This window comes from Rubrimonas cliftonensis, from assembly GCF_900107585.1.
Lineage (GTDB): Bacteria > Pseudomonadota > Alphaproteobacteria > Rhodobacterales > Rhodobacteraceae > Rubrimonas > Rubrimonas cliftonensis.
Window position 1 is genome coordinate 341,896 of sequence record NZ_FNQM01000003.1, and the last position, 24,680, is coordinate 366,575.

At 73.1% G+C, this 24,680-nt stretch carries 24 protein-coding genes; 11 read left to right on the forward strand and 13 right to left on the reverse strand.

The annotated features are described in order from the left end of the window. Positions 1 to 3: 3 nt before the first annotated feature. On the forward strand, positions 4 to 2,646 hold the full coding sequence (locus BLW43_RS07100) for a TRAP transporter large permease (RefSeq protein WP_093250904.1): 2,643 nt from the start codon (positions 4 to 6) through the stop codon (positions 2,644 to 2,646). 43 nt (positions 2,647 to 2,689) lie between these two features. Here BLW43_RS07100 and ruvB read toward each other — a convergent pair whose 3' ends face one another. The 3 genes from ruvB to ruvC are packed head-to-tail and all read right to left on the reverse strand — an operon-like array spanning position 2,690 to position 4,978. Next, positions 2,690 to 3,727 carry a Holliday junction branch migration DNA helicase RuvB gene (gene ruvB / locus BLW43_RS07105; protein WP_093250905.1) on the reverse strand — a complete coding sequence of 346 codons (1,038 nt, stop codon included), beginning with the start codon at positions 3,725 to 3,727 and terminating at the stop codon, positions 2,690 to 2,692. Between the two features lie 55 nt (positions 3,728 to 3,782). Next, the gene (gene ruvA / locus BLW43_RS07110; RefSeq protein ID WP_093250926.1) at positions 3,783 to 4,478 is read right to left on the reverse strand and encodes a Holliday junction branch migration protein RuvA; all 696 of its coding nucleotides are present in this window, start codon (positions 4,476 to 4,478) and stop codon (positions 3,783 to 3,785) included. Next, the gene (gene ruvC, locus BLW43_RS07115; protein WP_093250929.1) at positions 4,475 to 4,978 is read right to left on the reverse strand and encodes a crossover junction endodeoxyribonuclease RuvC; all 504 of its coding nucleotides are present in this window, start codon (positions 4,976 to 4,978) and stop codon (positions 4,475 to 4,477) included. The genes ruvA and ruvC overlap by 4 nt, the downstream gene beginning before the upstream one ends. Positions 4,979 to 5,256: 278 nt before the next feature. Here ruvC and BLW43_RS07120 point away from each other — a divergent pair, with 278 nt between their 5' ends. Then, positions 5,257 to 5,499 (forward strand): YjiS-like domain-containing protein, encoded by a 243-nt coding sequence (locus BLW43_RS07120; protein ID WP_175478793.1) that lies wholly within the window; start codon positions 5,257 to 5,259, stop codon positions 5,497 to 5,499. Positions 5,500 to 5,564: 65 nt separating this feature from the next. On the opposite strand, the gene BLW43_RS07125 is transcribed toward BLW43_RS07120, so the two are convergent. Continuing rightward, the gene (locus BLW43_RS07125; RefSeq protein ID WP_093251622.1) at positions 5,565 to 6,431 is read right to left on the reverse strand and encodes a 50S ribosomal protein L11 methyltransferase; all 867 of its coding nucleotides are present in this window, start codon (positions 6,429 to 6,431) and stop codon (positions 5,565 to 5,567) included. A gap of 193 nt (positions 6,432 to 6,624) precedes the next feature. Between BLW43_RS07125 and BLW43_RS07130 the strand changes: the two genes are divergently transcribed. After that, positions 6,625 to 8,535: a methyl-accepting chemotaxis protein gene (locus BLW43_RS07130; RefSeq protein WP_093250936.1), complete on the forward strand. Its 1,911-nt coding sequence runs from the start codon at positions 6,625 to 6,627 to the stop codon at positions 8,533 to 8,535. Between the two features lie 104 nt (positions 8,536 to 8,639). Here the strand turns inward: BLW43_RS07130 and BLW43_RS07135 are convergent, their stop codons facing one another. The 3 genes from BLW43_RS07135 to BLW43_RS07145 form a co-directional block, all read right to left on the reverse strand. Next, complete coding sequence (locus BLW43_RS07135; RefSeq protein ID WP_093250939.1) at positions 8,640 to 9,425, reverse strand: Bax inhibitor-1/YccA family protein; 786 nt, start codon at positions 9,423 to 9,425, stop codon at positions 8,640 to 8,642. A gap of 144 nt (positions 9,426 to 9,569) precedes the next feature. Next, positions 9,570 to 12,131, reverse strand: a complete 2,562-nt coding sequence (locus BLW43_RS07140; RefSeq protein ID WP_245730954.1) for an ABC transporter permease — start codon at positions 12,129 to 12,131, stop codon at positions 9,570 to 9,572. Then, entirely contained in the window at positions 12,128 to 12,835 is a 708-nt protein-coding gene (locus tag BLW43_RS07145) for an ABC transporter ATP-binding protein (RefSeq protein WP_093250941.1), read from the reverse strand. The genes BLW43_RS07140 and BLW43_RS07145 overlap by 4 nt, the downstream gene beginning before the upstream one ends. Before the next feature lie 52 nt (positions 12,836 to 12,887). Between BLW43_RS07145 and BLW43_RS07150 the strand changes: the two genes are divergently transcribed. Together BLW43_RS07150 and thpR are read left to right on the forward strand one after the other, a co-directional pair. Continuing rightward, on the forward strand, positions 12,888 to 13,514 hold the full coding sequence (locus BLW43_RS07150) for an arylesterase (RefSeq protein WP_093251626.1): 627 nt from the start codon (positions 12,888 to 12,890) through the stop codon (positions 13,512 to 13,514). A gap of 2 nt (positions 13,515 to 13,516) precedes the next feature. After that, positions 13,517 to 14,062: an RNA 2',3'-cyclic phosphodiesterase gene (gene thpR / locus BLW43_RS07155; protein ID WP_093250945.1), complete on the forward strand. Its 546-nt coding sequence runs from the start codon at positions 13,517 to 13,519 to the stop codon at positions 14,060 to 14,062. Between the two features lie 4 nt (positions 14,063 to 14,066). Here thpR and BLW43_RS07160 read toward each other — a convergent pair whose 3' ends face one another. Beyond that, positions 14,067 to 14,459, reverse strand: a complete 393-nt coding sequence (locus BLW43_RS07160; protein WP_093250949.1) for a hypothetical protein — start codon at positions 14,457 to 14,459, stop codon at positions 14,067 to 14,069. Positions 14,460 to 14,751: 292 nt separating this feature from the next. Then, the gene (locus BLW43_RS07165; RefSeq protein WP_093250952.1) at positions 14,752 to 15,438 is read right to left on the reverse strand and encodes a response regulator transcription factor; all 687 of its coding nucleotides are present in this window, start codon (positions 15,436 to 15,438) and stop codon (positions 14,752 to 14,754) included. 189 nt (positions 15,439 to 15,627) lie between these two features. Here BLW43_RS07165 and ribA point away from each other — a divergent pair, with 189 nt between their 5' ends. Genes ribA through BLW43_RS07180 form a run of 3 tightly spaced genes read left to right on the forward strand, consistent with a single transcriptional unit; the run spans position 15,628 to position 18,080 of the window. Then, a complete protein-coding gene (ribA, locus tag BLW43_RS07170; RefSeq protein WP_093250955.1) occupies positions 15,628 to 16,716 on the forward strand; it encodes a GTP cyclohydrolase II in 1,089 nt (362 codons plus the stop codon). 10 nt (positions 16,717 to 16,726) lie between these two features. Next, the gene (locus tag BLW43_RS07175; RefSeq protein WP_245730955.1) at positions 16,727 to 17,329 is read left to right on the forward strand and encodes a L,D-transpeptidase family protein; all 603 of its coding nucleotides are present in this window, start codon (positions 16,727 to 16,729) and stop codon (positions 17,327 to 17,329) included. A 55-nt stretch (positions 17,330 to 17,384) separates the two neighbouring features. Then, positions 17,385 to 18,080, forward strand: a complete 696-nt coding sequence (locus tag BLW43_RS07180; protein WP_093250959.1) for a M48 family metallopeptidase — start codon at positions 17,385 to 17,387, stop codon at positions 18,078 to 18,080. A gap of 106 nt (positions 18,081 to 18,186) precedes the next feature. On the opposite strand, the gene BLW43_RS07185 is transcribed toward BLW43_RS07180, so the two are convergent. From BLW43_RS07185 to BLW43_RS07200, 4 genes are all read right to left on the reverse strand, one after another. Beyond that, positions 18,187 to 18,711, reverse strand: a complete 525-nt coding sequence (locus BLW43_RS07185) for an RSP_2648 family PIN domain-containing protein (RefSeq protein ID WP_093250964.1) — start codon at positions 18,709 to 18,711, stop codon at positions 18,187 to 18,189. Then, complete coding sequence (locus tag BLW43_RS07190; protein WP_093250965.1) at positions 18,711 to 19,967, reverse strand: RSP_2647 family RNA methyltransferase; 1,257 nt, start codon at positions 19,965 to 19,967, stop codon at positions 18,711 to 18,713. The genes BLW43_RS07185 and BLW43_RS07190 overlap by 1 nt, the downstream gene beginning before the upstream one ends. Positions 19,968 to 20,066: 99 nt before the next feature. Continuing rightward, entirely contained in the window at positions 20,067 to 21,440 is a 1,374-nt protein-coding gene (locus BLW43_RS07195) for a sensor histidine kinase (RefSeq protein ID WP_093250966.1), read from the reverse strand. A gap of 28 nt (positions 21,441 to 21,468) precedes the next feature. Continuing rightward, complete coding sequence (locus BLW43_RS07200; protein ID WP_139284004.1) at positions 21,469 to 21,948, reverse strand: putative pterin-binding protein; 480 nt, start codon at positions 21,946 to 21,948, stop codon at positions 21,469 to 21,471. Between the two features lie 190 nt (positions 21,949 to 22,138). On the opposite strand from BLW43_RS07200, the gene ccmI reads away from it, so the two are divergent. The 3 genes from ccmI to BLW43_RS07215 all read left to right on the forward strand — a co-directional run bounded on the left by ccmI (position 22,139) and on the right by BLW43_RS07215 (position 24,497). Beyond that, positions 22,139 to 23,623 carry a c-type cytochrome biogenesis protein CcmI gene (gene ccmI, locus BLW43_RS07205; protein WP_093250969.1) on the forward strand — a complete coding sequence of 495 codons (1,485 nt, stop codon included), beginning with the start codon at positions 22,139 to 22,141 and terminating at the stop codon, positions 23,621 to 23,623. A 158-nt stretch (positions 23,624 to 23,781) separates the two neighbouring features. Then, on the forward strand, positions 23,782 to 24,270 hold the full coding sequence (ruvX, locus tag BLW43_RS07210; RefSeq protein ID WP_093250972.1) for a Holliday junction resolvase RuvX: 489 nt from the start codon (positions 23,782 to 23,784) through the stop codon (positions 24,268 to 24,270). After that, entirely contained in the window at positions 24,267 to 24,497 is a 231-nt protein-coding gene (locus BLW43_RS07215) for a DUF1289 domain-containing protein (RefSeq protein WP_245730956.1), read from the forward strand. The genes ruvX and BLW43_RS07215 overlap by 4 nt, the downstream gene beginning before the upstream one ends. The last annotated feature ends 183 nt before the right edge of the window (positions 24,498 to 24,680 follow it).

Here is a 24,680-nt window from a genome sequence, read left to right on the forward strand (position 1 = left end):
CGGATGGAGCTTTTCTTCCTTCTCCTGCTGCTCGTCATCATGGCGACGGCGCTCGGCTCCGGCTATCCGGTCGCCTTCGCCCTGCCCGGCTCCGCGATCATCACGGTGCTGCTGGCGGCGGGCGCCGGCTATCTTTTCGCCGGCGACAGCAGCGCGTACTTCGAGAGCGGCGGCCCGTCGCAATGGCTGAGCGCGGGGGTCACGAACCTGCGCGGCGTCTACTGGGAGCCTGAACGCGACACGCTGATCGCGATCCCGCTGTTCATCTTCATGGGCATCATGCTCCAGCGGTCCAAGATCGCCGAGGATCTGCTGGTGACCATGGCGCAGCTGTTCGGGCCGGTGCCCGGCGGCCTCGGCATCTCCGTCGTCGTCGTCGGCGCGCTTCTGGCGGCCACCACCGGCATCGTCGGCGCCACCGTGGTCGCGATGGGCCTGATCTCGCTGCCGGCGATGATGCGCAACGGCTACTCGAATTCGCTCTCCTCGGGGATCATCGCGGCCTCCGGCACGCTTGGGCAGATCATCCCGCCGTCGATCGTGCTCATCATCCTCGCCGACCAGCTTTCCTCGGCGGTCGACCAGGCCGGCCAGTCGCGGCAGGAGCTCTACAAGGCCGTCACCGGCGAACTGGTCATGCCCTCGGAGTTCGCCGTGGTCTCCACCAGCGCCGGCGACATGTTCCTCGGCGCCATGGTCCCCGGACTGCTGCTGGTCGGCCTCTACATCCTCTTCATCCTCGCCATCGCGCTGATCCGCCCGAAGCTGGCGCCCGCCGTTCACTATGGCGGCAAGTGGGACTTCAAGTTCGCCGGCCAGGTGTTTCTCGCGATGACGCCGCCACTCGCGCTGATCATCATGGTGCTCGGCTCGATCATCGCCGGCGTCGCCACGGTGAACCAGGCCGGCGCGATCGGCGCGGTCGGCGCGCTGATCATGGCGGGCTATCGCCTGCATCCCGGCGGGCGGCTGCGCTATGCGCCGGCGCTGATGGCGCTGGTCGGTCTGGCCGTCATCGCCTTCACCGTCTCGTCCTTCAACACCAACATCCAGAACATCCAGAGCGCGGAGGACTCATTCGCGGTGCGCCTTGCGGGCTTCGGCGTCGCGCTGGTGATCGTCTCGATCCTGTGGAGCGGCTACCGCGCCTACGTCACCGAAAGCGCGCTGACCGGCACCATGATCGAGACCGCGAAGACCACCTCGCTGGTCTTCATCATCCTGCTGGGCGCCGCGATGCTGACCGCCGCCTTCCGCGCCTTCGGCGGCGAGGAGCTGGTGCGGCACTTCCTGGAGGGGCTGCCGGGCGGGTTCTGGACCAGATTCGCCATCGTGATGGCGGTGATCTTCATCCTCGGCTTCTTCCTCGACTTCATCGAGATCGCCGTGGTGGTCGTGCCGATCGTGGCGCCGATCCTGCTGGCGGACCCCGAGGCCAACGTCTCCGCCGTCTGGCTCGGCGTGATGATCGGCCTCAACATCCAGACCTCGTTCCTGACGCCGCCCTTCGGCTTCGCGCTGTTCTACCTGCGCGGGGTGGCCTCGGCGGCGGTGAGGACGATCCAGATCTATCAGGGCGTGGTGGCGTTCATCGCGCTGCAGCTGGTCGCGCTGGTGATCGTCGCCGTCTATCCGCCGCTGGTGAACTACCTGCCGGCGCGCAGTTCGCTGACGGCCGAGACGGCGCCGCCGCCGGTCAACCCCGCGCTGCAGTTCTGCGTGGAGAACTACGTCGCGCAGGAGTTCGAGACCAACGGCGCCGCCATCTCGGCGGCGATCGACCGGGCCGGCGCGCTCGACCTCTCCTACCTGCCGGAGGGTCTGCGGGAGGACTTCGAGGAAGGCGTCGAGAAGGCGCGGCAGGCGATCCCGATGATGCGCGAGATCGAGGACATCAAGCGCCGGCTCGCGGAGGGCGCCGTGGAGTATCGGCCGTTCCACACCGTCGTGCGGGCGCTCGAGAGGGACGCGCGGGCCATCGACGCCGAGCTTGCGGACCTGCGAACGCGCATCAGCCGCGGCTTCGGCGACGTCCCCGCCCAGGAGGCGCGGTTCGCACGGCTGGAGGCCGAGAAGGCCGAGCTGCTGGGGCGGATACCCGCCGACTGGGAAGCGGCCGAAGCCGCCTATGGGCAGATCACGAGCGCCGACCGGCGCGCGCGCGGCATCTACCGGCGCACCGTCGATCAGGCCTATGAGCCGGTCGTGGAGCTGCGGCGGATCATCCTCGCCGCCGACGCCCTGCCGCCCGTCGGGCCGATGATCGACGCCCTCGCGGAGGACGCGCCGTCGATGGACCGGGACACGGCGTCCGACCGTTTCAGGGACGTGGAGCGGGTTGTCGGCGAGATCGCCGGCGCCGGCGACATCCGGGGCCTGCTCTCGGACGCGCGGCGCGAGATCGACGACCGCTCGCCAGACGCCGAACGCGCCGCCGAACTCCTCACCGAGGCGAAGGCGCTGCTCGAAGCCGAGATCGCGTGGCGCAGCCGCGCGGCGTCGGACCTGGCGCCGGCGCTGGCGGAGTACGACGCGGCGATCAGGGACACGATCGGCCTGCGTCAGCAGCCGCGTCTGCCGCGCGAGCAGGCGCTGTTCATCGCGTCCTGCAACGCCAGCCACCGCGACATCTCGCTGAACTTCTGAGGACGGCGCGAAGCTCGGCCGGCGGGCGCGCCGGCCAAAGGGCTCATGCCCCGTCGAAGAGCCCCGGCGGCTGCGTCGCCCGCCCCGGCTGGGGCAGGCCCATATGCGTCCAGGCGCGGTGAGCGAGCATCCGCCCCCGCGGCGTACGCTGGATGAAGCCCTGCTGCAGGAGGTAGGGCTCGATCACCTCCTCCACGGCGTCGCGCGCCTCGGACAGCGCGGCGGCGATGGTCTCCACGCCCACCGGCCCGCCCTCGTAGGCCTCGGCGATCAGCCTCAGATAGCGCCTGTCGGCGGCGTCGAGCCCGGCTGCGTCCACGCCGAGCCGGGTCAGCGCGCGGTCGGCCAGCGGACGGGTGATGGTCCCGTCGCCCTCCATCACGGCGAAATCGGCCACGCGCCGCAGCAACCGCCCCGCGACGCGGGGCGTGCCGCGCGCGCGGCGGGCGATCTCCGCCGCCCCCGCGGGGTCGGCCGGGGTGCGCATCAGCGCCGCGCCGCGGGTGACGATGCGCGTCAGCTCGGCCTCGTCGTAGAACTCCAGCCGCACCGGGATGCCGAAGCGGTCGCGCAGCGGCGTCGTCAGCAGGCCCATGCGCGTCGTCGCGCCCACCAGCGTGAAGGGGGCGAGGTCGATGCGCACCGAACGCGCGCCCGGCCCCTCCCCGATCACGAGGTCGAGCGCGAAATCCTCAAGCGCGGGATACAGGATCTCCTCCACGGCCGGGTTGAGCCGGTGGATCTCGTCGATGAACAGGACATCGCGCGGTTCGAGATTGGTGAGGATCGCCGCAAGGTCGCCGGCGCGCGCGATCACCGGGCCCGACGTCATGCGGAAGCCGACCCCGAGCTCGCGCGACATGATCTGCGCCAGCGTCGTCTTGCCAAGGCCGGGCGGCCCGTGCAGCAGCACATGGTCGAGCGCCTCGCCGCGCTGGCGGGCTGCGCCGACGAAGACGCGGAGGTTGGCCTTGGCGGCCTCCTGCCCGATGAAGGCGTCGAGCGTCTCCGGGCGCAGGGCGCGGTCGGCGCCGTCGCCTTCCTGCGGCGCCGGGCGCAGCAGCGGGTCGGGCGTCGTCATGGGTTCGGCCCGTCAGGCGCAGGGCGCGCGGCGACGGCCGTCCCGGAGGAGGCGCTCACGCCCCGCTCCCCGGCGCCAGCGCGCGCAGCGCCGCCCGGATGAGCGCCGAGGGCGCCGCGCCGGCGTCCGCCTCCTGCGCCGCCAGCACGGCGCCGGCGGCCTCGCTCTGCCCGTAGCCGAGGTTCATGAGCGCCGAAATCGCGTCGGCGCGCGCGTCCGCCGCGCCCTCGTCGGCGCCGGCTGCGGCCGGATGAGGCGCCGCCGAAACCTCGCCCGTAGATGCGGGCGCGGACTGCGGCGCGACGCCGTGGGCCTGCGCCGGGCGAGACGCCGCCGCGCCCAGCGCCATGACGACGGGCGCCTTGTCCCGAAGTTCGGCGACGATGCGCGCGGCGAGCTTGGGCCCGACGCCCGGCGCGCCGCGCACCGCCGAGATGTCGCCCAGCGCGATGGCGCGCCCCGTCGCCTCCGGCCCCAGCGCGCCGAGGATCGCGAGCGAGACCCGCGCGCCCACGCCCTGCACCGAGGTCAGGAGTCGGTGCCACTCGCGCTCGGCCAGCGTCGTGAAGCCGTAGAGCGTCAGCGCGTCCTCGCGCACCAGAAGCTCGGTGTAGAGCGCGCCGACGCCGCCCGGCGCCAGCCCGCGCAGGGTCCGCCGCGAGCAGTAGACGACGTAGCCGACGCCCGCCGCCTCGATCAGCGCATGGTCCTCGGCGACATAGTCCACCCGGCCGGTGATCTTGCCGATCATCGCGCCGCCTCCGCGAGCCGGGCCGCGAGGCGGTCGCCGGGCGCGCGATGGGCGCAGGTCACGGCGATGGCGAGCGCGTCCCAGGCGTCATGGGCCTCGGCCCGCGCGCCGGGCAGCAGGCGCGCGACCATCATCGCCATCTGCGCCTTGTCGGCGCGTCCCACCCCGGTCACGGCCTTCTTGATCTCGTTCGGCGCATATTCCGACACCGGCAGCCCCGCCTGCGCCAGCACCAGCAGCGCGACGCCGCGCGCCTGCCCGAGCAGCAGCGCGCCGGCGGGGTCGGCGTTGACGAAGGTGCGCTCGATGGCGCCGGCGTCCGGCGCATGGGCGGCGACCGCGGCGGCGAGGCCCTCGTGCAGTCGCGCGAGACGCACCGCGAGATCGCCCGCGCCGCTCTCGCAGACGCCGTTCGCGACGTGTCGCAGGCGGCCGCCGGCGACGTCGATCACGCCCCAGCCGGCGCGTCTCAACCCCGGATCGACGCCGATGATGCGCATGAGCGGCTCCCGCAAGCGGCCGGCGCCCGAAAACGCCCCTGAAATCAGCTAGCACGAAGCAGGAACAGGCGCCAGCGCCGTGACGCTCCAATGTCGCGCCGCAGGTGCGAAGCGTCGCTTTCAGTCGAAAGCAGTCGATCGGCTAGGTGTTTGTAAAAACAAAGTAAAAGCCATGCGTGCAGCGCATGGCGCCCCTGCTTCCGGGCCGCTTGTGCGGCGCCTGCGAAATGGGCATCTGCTGCACGAACAGTAGCAGCGCCAATTCAGTGGAGTGCGCCATGGACATGATCAAGCCCCCCGCCGCCCCCTTCGGCGCCATCACCGTCTATGGTCTGGTGCTGCGCATCGAGACCGCCTTCGCGGCCGTGTTCGGCCTCGCGAGAGCGGTTCGGCGCGCCGCCCAGCTGGCGGCGACGCGGCGACGGCTGGCGGCGCTCAGCCCGGAGATGCGTCGCGACATCGGCGTGTCCGACGATCTCGAGGCGGAGATCGCGCGCCTCGCGCGCCGCCACCGCCCCTGACGCCGTCACGCCATCCCGACTGCCGAAGGGCCGTCCGCGCATCGTGCGGGCGGCCTTCCCGCGCATCACAGGCGGCGGAGCGTGAGCGTCGTCCACTCCCCGATGCGCCGTCGCGCCACCCGCGCGAAGCCGTGCGCGCGGTAGCTCGCCTGCACGGCGGGCGCCTGGCGCGTCAACAGTCCTGACAGCACGACATGGCCGCCCGGTGCGCAGCGCGCCGCCATCTGCGGGGCGAGCCTGCGCAGCGGCCGCGCCAGGATGTTGGCGCAGATCACGTCGAAGCGCGGGCCGCGGCCGAGAGCGGGATGACGGAACCCCGGCGCCGTGACGATGCGCAGCCAAGGCCCCACCACGTTGGCGCGCGCATTGGCGCGGGCCGTCGAAGTGGCGACCGGGTCGATGTCGGACGCGACGACGGGGACGCGCCAGATCTTCGCCGCAGCCATCGCCAGCACGCCGGTGCCGCAGCCGACATCCGCCGCGCGCCGCGGCCGCGGCGCGATGCGAGCAAGATCCTGCAGGGCCAGCAGGCAGCCGACGGTCGTCGCATGGTGGCCGGTGCCGAACGCCATGGCGGCCTCGATCACCAGGGCGATGGTCGGCGCCGACGGCGCGGGGTCGTGCGGGCCGTGGACGGTGATGCGCCCGGCCTCGACCGGCGAAAGCTCGCGCCGCACATGGGCCACCCAGTCGGTGTCCGGCAGCTTCGACACCGCGAAGGGCGCCGCGCCATGCGCCGCCGCGAGCAGGGCCAGCGTCACGTCGTCGGGCTTCTCGGTGAAATAGCCGCCCACCTCCCAGCGCCCCGAGCCGTCCTCGATCTCGAAGACGCCGACGCCGGCGGCGGCCGGACGAACCGCTTCGAGCGCTTCGCCGAGCGCCTCGGCATGCGCCCGATCGCCGAGCGTGGTCAGGGCCGTCCAGGTCGTCATGCGCTTCTCCGACGTCGCCATGCGCGGGAATAGCGCGCCGCCGGCTCGCCGCCAAGGCGACGACATCCCTAATCGTCTTTAATCATACCGCATTAATCGATCAAAAATCTTGAACACGCAATGTCCGCGCGTTTGCGGAGAGTGTGGTCGGGCGTGCCGCTGTCGACTTGCACCTTATGGAGATGTGCCCGTTATGCGCCTGACCCTACGTCTTCAATTGACGCTTCTGCTCGTTTTGCTGACCGCCGCCACCGCCTTCACTGCGCGGTTGAACTGGGAGGCTCGGGAGAGCGCTCACGCCAGCCTCGACACGATCTACGCCGATCGCGTCGTCCCGCTGCGCGACCTCAAGAACATCGCTGACGCCTACGCCGTGGACGTCGTCGATCTCACGCACAAGGTGCTCGACGACCTCTTTACATGGGAGGCGGCCGTCGACGCACTCGACAGGTCGAAGGCGGAGATTCACCGGCTCTGGAACGGCTACGTCGCGACGGACCTGACGGCGCAGGAGACGCAACTGGTCGACGCCGCGCGACCGCTCATGGCCGACGCCGACGCCGCGATGGCCGACCTGCGCGCGATGCTGCTCGCCCGCGACGCCGCGGGCCTCGCGACTTTCCGGCGCGAGGCGCTCTATCAGAAGATCGACCCCATCTCGACGGCGATCGGCAACCTCGTCGCGTTGCAGGTCACGGAAGTCGAACGGGTGTACGGGCTCGCAGACGCTGCGCTCGACGCAGCGCACCAGCGCGGGATGCAGATGCTCGGGCTGACCACCTTCGCGACGGTCGTCAGCTTCCTGATCGTGTTTTTCAGTGTCACCGGCCCCATCAACCGCCTGACCGGCGCGATGAAGGCGCTGGCGGCGGGCGCGCTGGAGACGAAGACGCCCAGCCTGGGCAAGCGCAACGAGATCGGCGACATGGCCGCGAGCGTGGAGGTCTTCAAGCGCGCGATGGTCGACCTGCGGGACTCGACGGACGCGAGAGAGCGGGCCGAGGCCGCTGCGCGCGCGGAGCGGGCCGAGCTGATGACGCGGCTCGGGGCCTCGGTCGGCGAGGCCGTGGACGCCGCGTCGCGCGGCGACTTTTCCCATCGGGCGTCGACCGACTTCGCCGACGCCGAGCTGAACCTGCTCGCCGAGGCCGTGAACCGCCTGCTCTCCGCCGCGGCCGACGGCGTGAACGCAGCCAACGGCGCCATGCGGGCCGTCGCCTCCGGCGATCTCCAGGCCGAGATGCGCGGCGAGTTCCGCGGCGCCTTCGCGGAGCTGCAATCGGCGGTGACGGAGACGGTCTCGCGGCTGCGCGAGACGATCAACGCCATCCGCCAGACCAGCGGCGAGATCGACGCCGACGCCATCGCGATCAACGACGGCGCGCAGTCGCTCTCTTCGCGGGCCGAGACGCAGGCGGCCTCCCTGGAGGAGCTCGCCGCGACCATGGAGGAGATGTCGGCCACCGTGAAGACCAACGCCGACAACGCCGCCATCGCGCGCCGGCTGGTCGGGGAGACCGCGCAGCAGGCCGACACCGGCGCGAGCGTGATGCGGGAGGCCGTCGACACGATGGCGGAGATCGACGCGGGCGCGAAGCGCATCGCCGAGATCGTCACGATCATCGACGGCTTCGCCTTCCAGACCAACCTGCTGGCGCTCAACGCCGCCGTCGAGGCCGCCCGCGCCGGCGAGGCGGGGCGCGGCTTCGCTGTCGTGGCCGGCGAAGTCCGCATGCTCGCCCAGCGCTCGGGCGACGCGGCGTCGGAGATCCGCGCACTCATCAACGCCAGCAACGAGCAGGTGGCGCAGGGCGTGACGCGGGTTCAGGAGACGGGCAAGGCGCTCGACGCCATCCTGGGGTCGATACATCGCGTGGCGGAGACGATGGAGGCGATCTCGGACGCCAGCCGGGAGCAGGCCCTCGGCGTGGGAGAGATCGCGTCGACCCTCTCGCAGCTCGACGCCGCGACCCAGCAGAACGCCGCCATGGCCGACACCAGCGCCAACACCGCCGCGGCCCTGCGCGACCGCAGCCAGCGCCTGACCGAACTCATGGCGTTCTTCGCGGCGAAGCACGCCGAGAGGGCGCGCAGAGCCGCCTGAACCCGGCCGCGAAGGCGCAGGCGATCCAAAAAAGAAGCCGGCGCTCCTACGAGCGCCGGCTCATCTCGTCGGTCAGGCCGAGCGCGGATCGCCCGGCGCAGCGGTCACTCGCGGGACTGGCCCATGAAGCTCAGCAGGAACATGAACATGTTGAGAAAGTTCAGGTAGAGGCTGAGCGCGCCCGAGATGGCGGCGGCGCTCATCATCTGCGCGCCGGCGCCCATGTTGGACATCTGCACATATTCAGACTTCAGACGCTGCGTGTCATAGGCGGTCAGGCCGGCGAAGATCAGGATGCCGAGCACCGAGATCGCGAACTGCAGCGCGCCGGAGCCGATGAAGATGTTGAGCAGCGAGGCCACCACGAGGCCGATCACGCCCATGATCAGGAACGAACCCATCGCCGACAGGTCGCGCTTGGTCGTGTAGCCGTAGAGGCTGAGGCCGAGGAAGGCGATGGCCGTCGCGAAGAAGGTCTGCGCGATGGAGATGCCGGTGTAGATCGCGAAGATCGACGAGATCGACAGGCCCATCAGCGCGGCGAAGGCCCAGAACACCATCTGCGCCGTGGCCGGCTGCATCCGGTGCACCATGGCGCCGAACGCGAAGACGACGCCGAGCGGGGCGAGCATCACGACCCAGCGCAGCGGCGAGAAGAAGATCGCCTCGATCATCGAAGCGGGAATGATCGCCGTCTCCGCGGGCACGCCCGCGCGCGCCGCGCTGAGCACGGCGTAAAGATCCTGGCCGAACACGTAGGCCACCGCTCCCGTGACGAGCATCGCGATGCCCATCAGCGAGTAGATGGAGTTCATATGGGCGCGCAGGCCCGCATCGATCTGCTGGGCGTAGGCGCCGTCGCGGCGAACCGCGGTCTGGTAGTCTGCCATGCGTCCTCTCATTTTTTATCGCATCCGAGCGCTGCGGAGCGAACCCCCCGAAGCTATCCTGGCGAATATCGGCGTGAAGCGATGCGCTTTCAACTGCGCACGCGCAATCCCGACGGTTTTTGTTCCGAACAAAACCGCGAAAAGCTACTCTCTCGCCCGCAGAACGCGAGCCGGCCGCGCCGATAGCGGCCCCCAGGCGAAGGCGAGACCGGCGAGCAGGCTCGCCAGCGCGCCCCCGACGACGACCGCCAGCGCCGACGCGGCCGAGAAGCTGAAGGCGGCGTCCATCACGAAGACGATCACGGCCCAGGCTGCAAGCGCCCCGAACGCCAGCGCCACCACGCCCGCCGCCGCGCCGGTCAGGCCCGCCCGCAGCGCGAAGCTCGCCAGGATGCGCCCCCGCGCCGCGCCGAGCGTCTTGAGCACCGCGGCCTCGTAGGTGCGCCGCCGCGCCCCCGCCGCCGCGGCGCCGATCAGCACGACGAGCCCGGTCAGCAGCGTGACGCCCGCTCCCCAGCGGGCCGCCGCGGCAAGCTGGCCGAGACCGTCGGAGACCCGCGTGATCGCGTCTCGCACCGAGACGGCGGTGACGTTGGCGAACGCGCCTCCCACGGCGCGCAGCAGCGCCCCTTCCGCCTCGCGCGGCGCGTAGACGGTGGCGATGTGGGTGTGCGGCGCCCCCTGGAAGGCGCCCGGATCGAGGATCATCAGGAAGTTGATGCCCATGTCGCGGAAGTCCACGCGCCGGAAGTTGGCGACAGTCGCGGTGATCTCGCGGCCCAGCACGTTGACGGTGATCGTGTCGCCCAGCTCCAGACCAAGCTGCCGGCCATGTTCGTCGGAGAACGAGACCAGCGGCGGGCCGGCGTAGTCCGCCGCCCACCACGCGCCCTCGGTCAGCTCCGCGCCCTCGGGCCGCGCCGCCGCATAGCTGACGCCGCGATCGCCGCGCAGCACCCATGCGGCGTCCGGGTCGATCTCGGCCTCCGCCGCCGGCACGCCGTCGAGCCGCGTGACCACGCCGCGGAGCATCGGCGCAGTCTCGACGCTATCGACGCGCTCGCGCTCGACCGTCTCGAGAAACCGGCCAAGCTGGTCGTTCTGGATGTCCACGAAGAAGAACGCCGGGCTGCGGCTCGGCAACTCGTCGGCGACGAGCTGGCGCAGGTTGTGGTCGACCTGCCCGATGGCGGCGAGGACCGTCAGGCCCAGCCCCAGCGAAAGCGCCGCGCCGACCGTCTCGCCGCCGGGCCCGGCGAGCGAGGCGAGCGCCAGCCTGAGCGCCGGCCGGCCCCGCATGGCGCGACGGCGCGCGCCCCAGAGCGCGGCGCGGCGCAGGCCCTGGGCGGCAAGCCACAGCACGACAAGCGCGGCGATTGCGCCGGCGGCGAACCAGGCCGCAAAGAGCCAGGCGCCCGAGAGCGCCACCGCCGAGCCCACCAGCAGCGCCGCCAGCGCCGCGATGGCCAGCAGGTCGCGCGTCGCCGGCCAGCCCTTCAGCGGGTCCGCCACGTCGCGGAACAGCGCCGCCGCGCGCACCTCCCGCGCCCGCGCCAGCGGCCAGAGCGCGAAGGCCAGCGCCGTCAGCACGCCGTAGAGCGCCGCCTCCAGCATCGGGCGCGCATAGATCGAGAAAAGCGCCGGCACCGGCAGGCTGTCGGCGAAGATCGGCCCGATCAGGGCCGGCCCGACGCCGCCGAGGAGCAGCCCGATGGCCACGCCGAGCGCCGCCAGCGCGCCGATCTGGGCCAGATAGACCGCGAAGATGGTCCGCCCCGTCGCGCCGAGCGTCTTGAGCGTCGCGATGGTGGCGGTCTTCTCGTCGAGATAGCTGCGCACCGCCGCCGCGACGCCCACCCCGCCGACGGCGAGCGCCGCAAGCCCCACGAGGATCAGGAACGCGCCGATCCGATCCACGAAGCGCTGGACGCCGGGCGCCGGGTCGGACCGGTCGCGCCACCGGGCGCCGGCGTCTGGAAAATCCTGCGCGAAGGCGCGGCCCAGCGCCGCCGGGTCGTCTCCCGGCGCCAGCGCCAGCCGCACCTCGGTCTCGTAGAGCGAGCCCGGCGACAGAAGCTGCGAGCCCTCCAGCGCCTCGGTCAGCACGAGGGTGCGCGGCCCGAGGCCCAGACCGCCCGCCGCGGCGTCGGGCACGCGGTCGATCGCCGCGCGCAGCTCGTAGGTCTGCGCGCCGAGCCGCACGGCGTCGCCCACCGCAACGCCGAGGCGCTCGATCAGCAGCGGCTCCAGCGCCACGCCCCAACGGCCGTCGCGCTCGCCGAGCGCCTCCTCCAGCGCCATCGGCGGCGAAAGCTCCACGGCCCCGACGAGGGGATAGGCGGCGTCCACCGAACGCACCTGCGTCAGGCCGCGCTCGACCTGCCCGGTCAGCGGGCTGTCGGCGACGACCATCGAGCGGAAGTCCACCGTCTCCGACACCGCCTGCGTGCGGGCGTGGAGCCATGCGCGCTCGGCGGGCTCCGGGAAGCGGTAGGTGAACTCCACCTCGGCGTCGCCGCCGAGGATCGCCCTGCCCTCCCGCGCGAGCCCCTCGGAGATCGCGAGCCGGACCGAGCCGACGGCGGCCACCGCGGCGACGCCCAGCGCGAGGCAGGCGAGGAAGACGTAGAACCCCTTCACGCCGCCGCGCAGCTCGCGCAGCGCGAAGCGCAGCGGAACCGGCAGCCGCGCCATGAGCGCGCTCATTCCGCCGCCGCCCGCGCCGCGGTCTCCGGCTCGACCATGCCTGAGCGCATCCGCACGACACGGTCGCAGCGTCGGGCGAGCTCGGGCGCGTGGGTGACCATCACGAGGGTCGCGCCGTGGCGGTCTCGCAGGGCGAAGAGCAGATCGGTGATGGCGCCCCCGGTGCTCTCGTCGAGGTTCCCGGTCGGCTCGTCGGCCAGAAACAGCGCCGGGCGCGGCGCGGCTGCGCGGGCCAGCGCCACCCGCTGCTGCTCGCCGCCCGAGAGCTGCGCGGGGTAGTGGTCGAGCCGGTCGCCGAGGCCGACGCTCTCCAGCTCCTCCGCCGCGCGGTCGAACGCGTCGGCGCGACCGGCCAGCTCCAGCGGCGCGGCGACGTTCTCGAGCGCGGTCATCGTTGGAATCAGGTGGAACGACTGGAACACCACGCCCATATGATCGCGACGAAACCGGGCGAGCGCATCCTCGCCCATCGCCGTCAGGTCCCGCCCCAGCGCGAGGGCCGCGCCCCCGGTGGCCCGCTCGAGGCCGCCCATGATCATCAGGAGCGAAGACTTGCCGGAACCGCTCGGACCCACGACCCCCACCGTCTCGCCCGCGCGCGCCTCGAAATCGACGCCGCGCAGAATCTCGACCGGGCCCGCCCGGCTTGGCAGCGTCAGGCGCACGCCCCGCATCTCGATCACCGGAGCCTTGTCTTCAGCCATGGGCCTCTTCCGCGCTGGGGTCGCTGCGCTGCGATATGGCGCCGCGGCTCCGATGCGCAACCTCGCCGCCGGGCTGCTGGCCGCGATGGCGCTGGCTGGCGCGGCGGCGGCGGAGATGCGGGTGGTCGCCCTCGGCGACAGCCTCACGCATGGCTACGGCCTGCCGCCGGCCGACGGCTTCGTTCCGCAGCTGGAGGCGTGGCTGCGCCGTAACGGGGCGGAGGACGTGACCGTGGTCAACGCCGGCGTCTCGGGCGACACCACCGCCGGCGGGCTCGCGCGGCTGGAGTGGTCGCTCGGCGACGGCGCCGACGCGCTGATCGTGGAGCTCGGCGGCAACGACCTGCTGCGCGGAATCGACCCGGCGGCCTCGCGCGCCAATCTCGAAGCGATCCTGCGCAAGGCCGGCGCGCGCGGACTGCCCGTCCTGCTCTCGGGGCTGGAGGCGCCGGGCAACTACGGCCCCGACTACAAGCGCGCCTTCGACGCGATGTATCCCGAACTCGCCGAGGAGTACGGCGCGCTGCTCGACCCGTCCTTTCTCGAGGGCGTGCAGGATGACCGCAGCCTCTGGCAGTCGGACGGCATCCACCCCAACGCCGAGGGCGTGACGGTCATCGTCGAGCGCATCGGGCCGCTGGTGCTGGAGCTGGTGGAGCAGGCGCGCGAGGACGGCTGACCATGCTGAGGCTCTTCGCCGCGCTGCCGCTGCCGGCGTCGGCGACGGACCGGCTGGAGGCGCTGCGGAAGGGGCTGCCGGGGCGACGCCCCGACGCCTCGGACATGCACCTGACGCTCGCGTTCTTCGGAGAGATCGACGAGGCGCAGGCGGCCGACCTGCACGCCGCGCTCGGCGCGGTCAGCGCGCCGGGCTTCGCGTTCTGGCTGGACGGCGCGGGCGCGTTCGGCGGCGCGAAGCCGCGGGCGATCTACGCCGCGGTGCGGCCGGAGCCGGCGCTCACGCATCTGCACGAGAAAGTGACCCAAGCGGCGCGTTCGGCCGGCCTGCGCATCGACGCGCGGCGCTTCGTGCCGCATGTGACGCTGGCGCGCATGAAGCCCGGCGAGATGACGTCGGCGGAGGCCGCGAAGGCGCTGGGGGCGCGGGCGGCCTTCCTCGCCGGTCCGGTGGCGGCGGAGGCGTTTTGCCTCTACCGCTCCGATCTTGGGCGCCGCGGGCCGCGCTACGAGGAACTGGCGCGGTATCCGCTGCGGACGGCGGCGTGAGGCGTCACGCCGCCAGGGTCGTCTCGGTCATCCGGGTCATGCGCGAGGACAGCGTCTCCGGCAGCGGCGCGCCGGCAAGGCTGAGCCCGGCGCGCAGCGCGCCGAACACCACCGCGACGGCCGTGGTCGCCGCGGCCTGGGCCGCCGCGCCGGCGAGCCCGCGCAGCGTGCCGGCGTAGCGCCGCGTCATGTTCTCGATCTCGTCGATCTCGCGGCGCATCTCGGTCTCGGTCAGCGCGCCGGCGGCGTAGGCGTCGGCGATCAGCGCCGCATACTGCGTCACCGCGCGCGCCTTGGCGTCGGCGTAGCCCCCCGGAGACGGCGGCAGATCGGCCCCGGTGAACCGGCGGAGCGCGAAGGCGAGGCGGCGGGCCACGTCATCGACGTCGAAGGTCATGGCGTTCTCCTGGCTGACGAGAGGGGCCGCGGATGATTACGGCGTTTTGGTTAAAATGCCGTCTATCCACCGAAACGATCGCTGGACAAGCGGCGCATTCCGGACAAGAAGACGCCCGACGTGAGGGGCGCGTCGGGCGTCCGCCTTTCGGCTAGGCCGGCCGCCACATGGCCGGTCGCCGGATGCGCCCGAGGGGTGGCGTCATCCGACTGGTCTTGAAATGGGACCGGCGCCCGGCGCGTCAAGGTTGCAGGCGCTCACGCGCCTTCCCGCTCACGCCCATGTCAGGCCTTCATGGCGCCAGCCGATAGCCGCCGGGTTCGGTGAGCAGAAGCTGCGTCTGGGAGGGATCGGGTTCGATCTTCTGACGCAGGCGATAGACGTGGGTCTCCAGCGTGTGCGTCGTCACCCCGGCGTTGTAGCCCCACACTTCATGCAGCAGCACCTCGCGGCCAACGCTGGCGTCCTTGTTGCGATAGAGAAAGCGCAGGATGCTCGTCTCCTTCTCCGTCAGGCGGATCTTGCGGCCGGCCTCGTCGAGCAGCAGCTTCTGACCGGGGCGGAAGCTGTAGGGGCCGACGGAGAACGTGGCGTCCTCGCTGGCCTCATGGGTGCGCAGCATGGCGCGTACGCGGGCGAGCAGCACTGCAAACTTGAACGGCTTCGTCACGTAGTCGTTGGCGCCGGCGTCGAGCCCAAGGATCTCGTCGCTGTCGCTGTCATGGCCGGTGAGCATGACGATCGGGCACCGCACACCCGCCTTGCGCATCAGTCGGCAGACCTGGCGACCGTCCATGTCGGGCAGGCCCACGTCGAGGATCACGAGATCGTGCGGTTCGCCCTTGACGCGCTCGAGGCCCTCGGCGCCATCGCCGGCTTCGAAGACGTCGAATTCCTCGGTGAGAACGAACTGGTCGGCGAGGGCGCCGCGCAGGTCCTCGTCGTCGTCCACAAGCAGGATCTTCTTGAGCGCAGACATGTGCACCTCCGATGGCGGTCGCTTCGCACACCACATTCTTGAAGGGCGCCGCGTCCGCAACAAGTGTTGCGACGGCTCACGCAACCTTGCGCGCGGGAGCGCCATTGTTTCAGTCGCGGCGGCGCAGCAGGCCTGTTTCCCATCCGCACGCGCTTGCCGGCGCCCCCTCCAGATGCGAGATACCGCCGCATGAGCCTGAGCCTCTCAGCCCCCGAAATGATCGCCCGGGCGCGGGCCGACCTGCGCATCGGAGCCCCGGTGTGCGTGGACGCCGGCGGGGCGGCGGCGGTCGTCATGGCCGCGGAACTCGTCACGCCGGAGCGGCTGGAGGCGATGCGCGCCCTCGGCGACGTCGATCTCGCGATCTCTGACCGGCGGGCCGGCACGCTGAAGGCGCGCGCCTATGACGGCGACCTCGCGCGGATCGTGGTGGACGCGGCGACGACGCCCGCCCGCATCCGAGCCGCCGTCGACCCGTCGCGGGCGCTGACCGACCCGATGGCCGGACCGTTCGCGACGCGCCGGGGCGGCGATGCGGCGGCGCACCGGCTGGCGCTGCGGCTGGTCAAGCAGGCGCGGCTGCTGCCTGCCGCTCTCGTCGCGCCGGTGCCGGACGCCGCCGCTGCTGCGTCGGCGATGGGACTGACGCTGGCGCGGCTGCAGGACATGGCGCTGTCTGACGACGCGGCGGCGCGGCTCTCGGCCGTGTCGGTCGCGCGGGTGCCGCTGGAGGTTTCGGAGGACGCACGCGTTCATGTGTTCCGCCCCGCCGACGGCGCCGAGGAGCATTACGCCATCGAGATCGGCCAGCCGCCGCGCGGCGAGCCGGCGCTCTGCCGGCTGCACTCCGCCTGCTTCACCGGCGACCTGATCGGCAGCCTGAAATGCGACTGCGGCCCGCAGCTTCGCGCCGCCCTCGCGCAGATCGGGGCGGAGGGCGCCGGCGTGCTGCTCTACCTCAACCAGGAGGGGCGCGGCATCGGGCTGGCCAACAAGATGCGCGCCTACGCGCTGCAGGACGCCGGCTTCGACACGGTCGAGGCCAACCATCGCCTCGGCTTCGAGGACGACGAGCGCGACTTCCGCATCGGCGCCGAGATACTGAAATCGCTCGGCTTTTCCTCCGTGCGCCTGATGACCAACAACCCCGGCAAGGTCGTCGCGATGGCGGCGGCGGGCGTAAGCGTCGCCGAGCGGGTTCCGCTCCGCGTCGGCGTCAACCCGCACAACACCCGCTATCTGGCGGTGAAGGCGGCCAAGAGCGGGCATCTGCTGTGACCGGCGCGACGTGACCCTGCGCGCCCGGCGCGACGACTTCGCCGTGACGCGCTGGGGCGCGCGGTTCAAGGGGCGGCGCATGCCCGTGCGGATCGGGCGCGGCGGGGTCCGTACGGACAAGCGCGAGGGCGACGGCGCCACCCCTGCCGGCGCGTGGCGGCTGACGACGCTTTTCTTCCGCGCCGACCGGTTGCCCCCGCCCCGCCGCAAGGGCCTCGCGGGGCGGCGCTCGGCGCCCGGGGCGGCGCTGCGCATCTCGGGATTGCAAGGACTTGTGCGCCCCGTCGCCATCGGGGCCCGCCTAGGCTGGAGCGACGACCCCGCCTGCCCGCGCTATAACCGCGCCGTGCGTCTGCCCTCGGCCTTCTCGGCGGAGCGGATGCGGCGGGGCGACCGGCTCTATGACCTCGTCGCCGCGACGGACCATAACGCGGCGGGCGTTCCCGGCGCCGGTTCGGCGATCTTCCTGCACCTGCTGCGGGGCCCGGGGCGCAGCGTCGGGCGACCCACCGCGGGCTGCGTCGCGCTGCGGCGGCCGGACCTGCTGTGGCTGCTCGCGCGCTGGCGGCCGTGGTCGCGGATCGTGGTCGCGCCGGCGCCGCGACCGAGGTGACGCAGGCCGCCCGCGCGCCTACATGCTCCGATGCAGACAGGAGAGCTTGCGCCCCATGGCCGGACTGATCGCCCTCATCCTCGCCGCCGTCGCCATCGGCCTCGTGCAGTGGCGCGTCAGCCTGTGGCGCATGGAGAAGATGTTCGACGAGAAGGGCCGGCCGCTCGACGACCCTGCGCTGAACGAGATGGTGCGCCGCCTCGGCGCCTGCGTGGACCTGCCCGAGCTCAAGGCGGAAGTGCTCGACATGCCGGTGGTCAACGGCCTCGCGACGCCCGACGGGCGCATCTTCGTCACCTCTGCGCTGGTGGACAAGCACCGCTTCGGCATCATCAGGGCGGAGGAGATCGCCAGCGTCGTCGCCCATGAACTCGGCCATGTCGCGCTGGGCCACCACACCCGCAGGATGATCGACTGGAGCGGGCAGAACGCGGCGCGGATGGCGCTGGGGCTGATCCTCAACCGGTTCCTGCCGATCATCGGCTTCTACATCGCCAATTTCCTCGCCGGCCTGTTCATGGCGCGGCTGAGCCGGCGCGACGAGTTCGAGGCCGACCGCTACGCCACCGCGCTGATGCTGAAGGCGGGGCTGGGCCACGCGCCGCAGGTCTCGATGTTCCGCAAGCTCGACAGGATGATGCCCGGCCCCAAGCCCGCGGCGTGGATGGCGAGCCATCCGCCGACCGAGGAAAGGGTCGCCGCCATCGAGGCCAACGTCGCCGCCTGGGAGGCGACCGCGGCGCAGGGCTGAGCCGACGCCTCCAGAGGGCGCCGTCGCCGGCGGCCCGCGCCCGGTAGCGGCCGGCGATGTCCGCGCGCGGCGCGAAGAAGGCCGTGAGCGCCCCGCCCCCCCTGCCCTAGCCCTTCGCGAATTTCGCCTTCGCCAGCCGCGGCAGGCCGGCGCGCTTGAGCCGGGTGCGGGGCGCCTCGCCGAGATCGAGCGCGTCGAGCGCGGCGTCGAGCGGGCCGCCGGGCGTCCACTCCAGCCGCAGGAAATCGTCGGGGTGCAGGCGGGCGAGCCCGCGGACCGCCATCACCCTCAGCGGGAAGTCGCGGGTGTTGAAGGTCACGATCCCGTCCGCGGCGCCGGCGACGGCGGCGGCCAGCACATGCGCGTCGTCGACGTCGGGCAGGCCCGCGGCGTCGAGATGGGCCTCCCAGCCTTCGACCTGCGCCGCGGGCCAGTCGGCGTTCATCGCCGCGGCGCGGGCGCGGGCGACGGCGCCGGCCTCGGGGCCTGCGGCGCGCTCGGCGGCGCGCGCCCATTCCTCCAGGATGCGCCCCGACCAGAGCGGCGCGAAGCCGCCGGCGCCGGCATGGGCCAGCAGTACGGCGCGCGCGGTCTCGGGAAACAGCACGCAGGCGTCGAGCACCAGCCGCATCAGAGCAGCCTGAAGGTGAGCGCCTTGAGGTAGCCGGTCTCCGCCAGCGCCGGGTGGGCGGGGTGGTCGGGCCCCGCGCCGCCGGAGCGGATCAGCGCCGCCTCGCGCCCCGCCGCGCGCAGGCCTGCGGCGCAGGCGGCGCGGAAGCGTTCGAGGTCGACCGCGTGCGAGCAGGAGCAGAGCGTGAGAAACCCGCCCGGCGCGGTGACGGCGGCGCCGAGGCGGGCGGTCTTCTCGTAGGCGCGCGCGCCGGCCTCGACCGCGGCGCGGTTCGGCGCGAAGGCGGGCGGGTCGCAGACCACGACGCCGAAGCGCCGCCCTTCGCCCGCCAGCCGGCGCAGCGCGTCGAAGGCGTCGGCCTTCTCAACGGCGAAGCGGTCGGCGAAGCCGGAGGCGCGCGCGCCCTGCTCGGCGAGCGCCAGCGCCGGCGCCGAGCCGTCCACCGCCAGCGCCGAGGCCGCTCCGGCGGCCAGCGCCGCCAGCGAGAAGCCGCCGACATGGGCGAAGACGTCGAGCATGTCGGCGCCCCTCGCCAGCCGGGCCACGAAGGCGTGGTTGGGGCGCTGGTCGTAGAAGAGGCCGGTCTTCTGGCCGCCCATCAGGTCGGCCATGTAGGTCGCGCCGTTCATCGGCGTGGGGATCGGGCCGTCGAGGGCGCCCCGCAGCAGGCGGGTCTCGCCCTCCAGCCCCTCCAGCGCGCGGGCGCGCGAGCCGGCGTTCAGCACCACGACCTTCGGGGCGATCGTCTCGTCGAGCGCGGCGAGCAGGGCGGCGAGCCGCTGATCGACCCAGGCGGCGTTGGGCTGGATGGCCACCGCGTCGCCGAAGCGGTCGATCACGCAGCCCGGCATCGCGTCGCCCTCGGCATGGACCAGACGGTGATAGGGCGCGTCGTAGAGCGGCGCGCGCAGGGCGAGCGCGGCGCGCAGCCGGGCGGCGAACCAGGCGACGTCGATCTCGGCGTCAGGGTCGGCGTCGAGCACCCGGGCCGCGATGGTCGAGCCAGGGGTGACGCCAACGGTCGCGAGCGGCCGGCGCTCGGCGTTCTCCAGCGTCGCGACGGTTCCGGGCGGCAGCGCCTTCGTGCGGCGGTCGAGCGCGAGCTCGTCGGCATAGACCCAGGGCGACCCGGCGGCCAGCCGCCGGCCGGCCTTGGGCTTCAGCCTGACGACGGGGCGTCGCGGCCCGGCCACAGCGCCGGTTCCGGCCCCGGCCGCCGCATCGCCGTCGCCCTCTTCATCCGTTGCGTCAGACATGCCCGCTCCGAAGCCCGCGCGCCGCGCCCTGCGCCGCGCCGTAGCGGCGGGTGATACGCCGACGCGCCGCGCTGCGAAAGACCGTGGGCCGCGGCCGGCTCAGGAGGCCGCGCGGCGGCTGGCGGGGGCGTCGACCGCGTCGCCCGCAGCGCGCCCGGCGGGGAAGGACAGCGTCATCTCCAACGCGCCGTCGTCGAGCCGGCGCAGCGACGCCTCGCCGCCGGCGTCGGCGATCAACGCGCGGGCGAGCGCGGGGCCGATGGCCTCGGTCTGGATGGTCGCGCCGGCGGCGGTGAGAGCGCCGAGCAGGGCCTCCGGGCTCCACTGCGCGCAGGCGGCCTCCGGCGCCTCGATCACGACGATCAGCCGGCCCCTAGCGTAATCTAGCCCGATGCGGTTGCCATGGACGCGCAGGCGGTCGTGCAGGAACATGATGAGCTGGCGCGCAGCCTTCACCACCACGCGGCGGTCGACGAGCACCACCGTCTCCGGCGCACCGAGCGCGCAGGCGGTGAGCGCCGGGTCGGGCCGGCTGAGGCGCAGGGCGACTGCCTCCACGATCTGCATCGCCAGCATGTCGAGCGACACCGCCTCGATCTCGGCCTCGCGGCGGCCGATCTCGATGTCGGAGAGGTCGAGGATGTCCTCCACAAGGCCGAGCATGTCGCTGGCGGAGCGGCGGGCGACCTCGATCAGCTTCGTCTGGCGTTCGTCGACGCGGGTGCCGGAGAGCACGCCCAGCAGGCCCAGCACGCCGTTCATCGGGGTCCGCAGCTCATGGCTCATCATGGTGAGGAAGCGGCTCTTGGCCTCCGCCGCGATCTCCGCCTCGCGCGTCATGCGCTGCTGGGCGGCGAGCCGCACGCGGTCGAACCGCGCCTGCGCAAGCGCGGCCAGCAGCAGCAGCACGGCCACCAGCACCGACCCGAACCCCATCGCCCGGCCGACCGCGTTGCTCCGCAGCACCTGGCGATAGATCTTGGACATCCGCTGGTCCTCGACCTGGGCGGCGAGCGAACTGTAGGTCTGGAGCGGCGCGACCATCGACACGAAATCCTCGACCATCGCATCGAGATCGGCGGGGTCGGCCGTGGCCGCTGCCATGGCGACTGGCTCGTGCCGGCGCAGCATGACGCCCAGAGCGCCGATCACGCCGTGCTCGTCGATCGCCTGCAGGCGCTGGCTGACGCGGCCTACGCCGAACTGGGCGTGTCGGCTCCACAGCAGATCGAACCGTTCGGCGACCTGCGCCTCATCGACGTCGGCGCCGTTGCCGAAGCGGCTCGCGACGGTCAGGAACCGCATCGTCTCGAGCTGGAGATGGGAGACGTGCCACGAGACGCTGTCGCGTCGGAACTCCTCCAGGCCCTTCGCGTCGACGGCCCGCCCGCGCCACTCCAGCATGAAGAGGCCGATCGTTCCCGCCAGTGCGGCGACGATGAGGCCCTGCGTCAGTCTGTTGTGGCGCGACACCGCGCGTTCGCCGTCGTTCGACGGGCGCTCAGCGTAGCGACACGTCCGCGAGCTGCCAGACCAGTCTGTTGATGTAGACCGGATCCTGAAGCTCGACGTGCTCGTCCACCGGATACATGAGCCAGATCGGCCCCTTGTCGCGCCGGCTCATCGGCTTTCCGTCCATGCTCGTGGCGAGGATGACGTCGTAGCGCCGGAAGTCGTCGAGCGGCACGGTCGCGACGTAGTCGTTGAGCGCGCGCAGCCGGACCTCCGTCGCGCCCGGCGAAACGGCGATCAGCGGCGCGAGGACGTCGCGGACGAGCGGGCCCGAGAAGACGGCCGTGCTGTCGGTGAACTCCGTCGTGGCGCGCAGGACGCGCTGTTCGTAGGAGGCGAGGTCGGCGGCGGTGAGCTCGACGGGGTCCACGCCCTCGGCCGAGATCGTCAGCAGCGCGGGCGCGTCGCCGGCGCGCGCCGCGGCGGCGAGCGCGAGCAGCGCGACCAGCGCGGCGAAAAGGCTTTTCATCAGGTTCTCCCCCATGGCGGACGCAGGACGCTCCACCGTCTAGCGGCTCGGCGTAAACGCCGCGTTTCCCAAAGGTGATCACGACGGCGGCGCGCACATCGACGCGGCGCGGGCCGGGCCGATTGTCCCCCGGCCCGCCCACGCCTAGGTTCCGCTGCGACGAAGGGATGACGCGCGGGCGGGAGAAGGCATGGCGTTCTGGATCATCGCGGCGGCGGCGGCGCTGGCGGCGGCGGCGTGGATGGCGCGGCCGCTTGCGGCATGGCGCGGATTGGGGCGCGCATCGGGGCGCGCATCCGCCCGTCCCCGCGCGGCGTATGACGAGCAGGTGTTCCGGGACCAGCTCGCCGAGGTGGACCGCGACCTCGCCCGCGGCGTGCTCACCGACCGCGAGGCCGACGCCGCGCGCACCGAGGTTTCGCGACGCCTTCTCACGGCGGCCGCCGAGCGCGCGCGCAGCGCCGACATCGCGCCGGCGCCGGCCTTCGCCTCGCGGGCGCTGGCGGTCGCGGTCGTCGTCGGCGCGCCGCTCGGGGCCTGGGCGCTCTACGGCGTGCTGGGCGCACCGGGCCTGCCGGACCAGCCGCTCGCCTCGCGAGACCTGGAGCGGCCAGGGCAGGCGGTGGCGGAGGCGATGCTCCCGCCGCAGCAGGCGCCCGACCCCGGCCCCGACGGGGCCGAGGCGGCGCGGCTCATCGGCGAGCTTGAGGCGCGGATGCAGGGCGACGGGGCCGACGCGCAGGGCCTCTATCTGCTCGCGCGCTCGCTCGCGCAGGTGGGCCGGTTCGGCGACAGCTGGCGAACCTACGACCGTCTGATCGCGACCGCGGGGCGCGACGCGCCGGCGGCGATCCATGTCGCCAAGGCCGAGGCGATGATCCTCGCCGCGCGCGGCTACGTCTCGCCGGAGGCGGAGGCCGCGCTGGAGGAGGGTCTGCGGCGCAGCCCCGACAACCCCGTGGCGCGCTACTACATCGGCGTCGCCTACAGCCAGACGAATCGGCCGCGCTCGGCGCTGGAGGCATGGTCGGGCCTGCTGCGCGACAGCCCGCCTGACGCGCCGTGGGTGGAGTCGACGCGCGCCCAGCTCGCTGCGCTGGCGCAGGAGACGGGGCTGGAGGCGCCGCAGGCCGAGACGCCGGAGGCGACGCGCGACGCCGGCGCGGCGATGGCGCAGATGGCCGGCGCGCTCGACGCGCGACTCGCGGCGGAGGGCGGCGGACCGATGGAATGGGCGCAGCTCGTGCGCACCTGGCGTGCGCTGGGCCGCGAGGCGGAGGCCGCCGACGCCGAGGCGCGGGCCCGCGCGGCGCTGGCGGGCGCGGCGGCGCTGGCGGCGTTCGACGCAGCGCTCGAAGCGCCCGCGCCCGGCGCCCCTGCGGCGCCCGCCCTGCCCGGCCCCGACGCCGGCGCCGTGGCGGCGGCGGCGCAGATGCCGGCGGGCGAGCGCATGGCGATGATCCGCGGCATGGTGGACGGGCTGGCCGAGCGGCTCTACGGCGACGGCGGCTCGCCCGACGAATGGGCGCGGCTGATCGCCTCGCTCGGCGTGCTTGGCGAGAGCGAGGCGCAGGCGGAGGCCTATGCGCGCGCGCGGCAGGCGCACGCCGACGACGCCACGGCGCTGGCCTTTCTCAGGGAGCGCGCGCTGACCGCCGGGCTGGACGTCGAGTGAGCGGCGAGGCCCCTCCCGCCGCGCCGGCCGGCGCCCCCGGCCCAGGGTCCGACACAGGCCCCGGTTCCGGCGCCGCCTCAGGCCCAGGCTCCGCCCGTGGCCCCGACTCCGGCCCCGACTCCGGCCCCGACCCGCTCGCCCGGGTCCACGAGGGGCCGATGGAGATGCTCGCGGCGGGGCTCGCGCCCGGCGCGCTGATCGGCCTCGACCTCGGGACCAAGACCATCGGCGTGGCGGTGAGCGACCCGCGCCGCACGCTGGCCTCGCCGCTGGAGACCCTGCCGCGCAGGAAGTTCGGGGCGGACGCAGGCCGGCTGCGCGAGATCGCCGAGGGACGCGGCGCGACCGGTTTCGTCATGGGCCTTCCCCGCGACATGAGCGGGGCGGAGGGGCCGCGGGCGCAGGCCAGCCGCGCCTTCGCGCGCAACCTCGCCCGAACGCTCGGCCTGCCGGTGGCGCTGTGGGACGAGCGGCTGAGCACCGTCGCCGTGGAGCGCGCGCTGATCGAGGCGGACGCCTCGCGCCGCCGGCGGGCGGAAGTGGTGGACCGGATGGCGGCGGCCTTCATCCTGCAGGGCGCGCTAGACCGCATGACCTACGCCGCGCGCGAGGCCGGGGAGCGCGACGGGCGCGAGGGTCAGGCGTGAGCGACGGCCCGCCCCGCCTCAAGCCGCGGCGCGCGTCGGCGATGGCCTCGCCCTGCGTCAACGTCTGCACGCTGCATCCGGTCTCGAAGCTCTGCGTCGGCTGCGGGCGGACCGGCGACGAGATCGCCGCCTGGGCGCGGCTGGGCGACGCCGGCCGCGCCGCGGTCATGGCGGAACTGCCGGCGCGCATGGCGGCGACGGCCCAGCGGCCCCCGAAGCTGTTCTAGGGCGTTGTCAGAGCCGACTGGATCAGTCGGCGCCACGAAAACCGCGGCGGGGCGCCGGCGCCGATCGGCAGACCTGACGCCGTCAGGTCGTACGGCCATGGCGGGCGGGAGGGCGGCGGCGCGCGGCCGCCTCGCACCCGCTTCCGCCCCGCACCCCGGGCCGTTGCGGCGCGCGGGACGCCA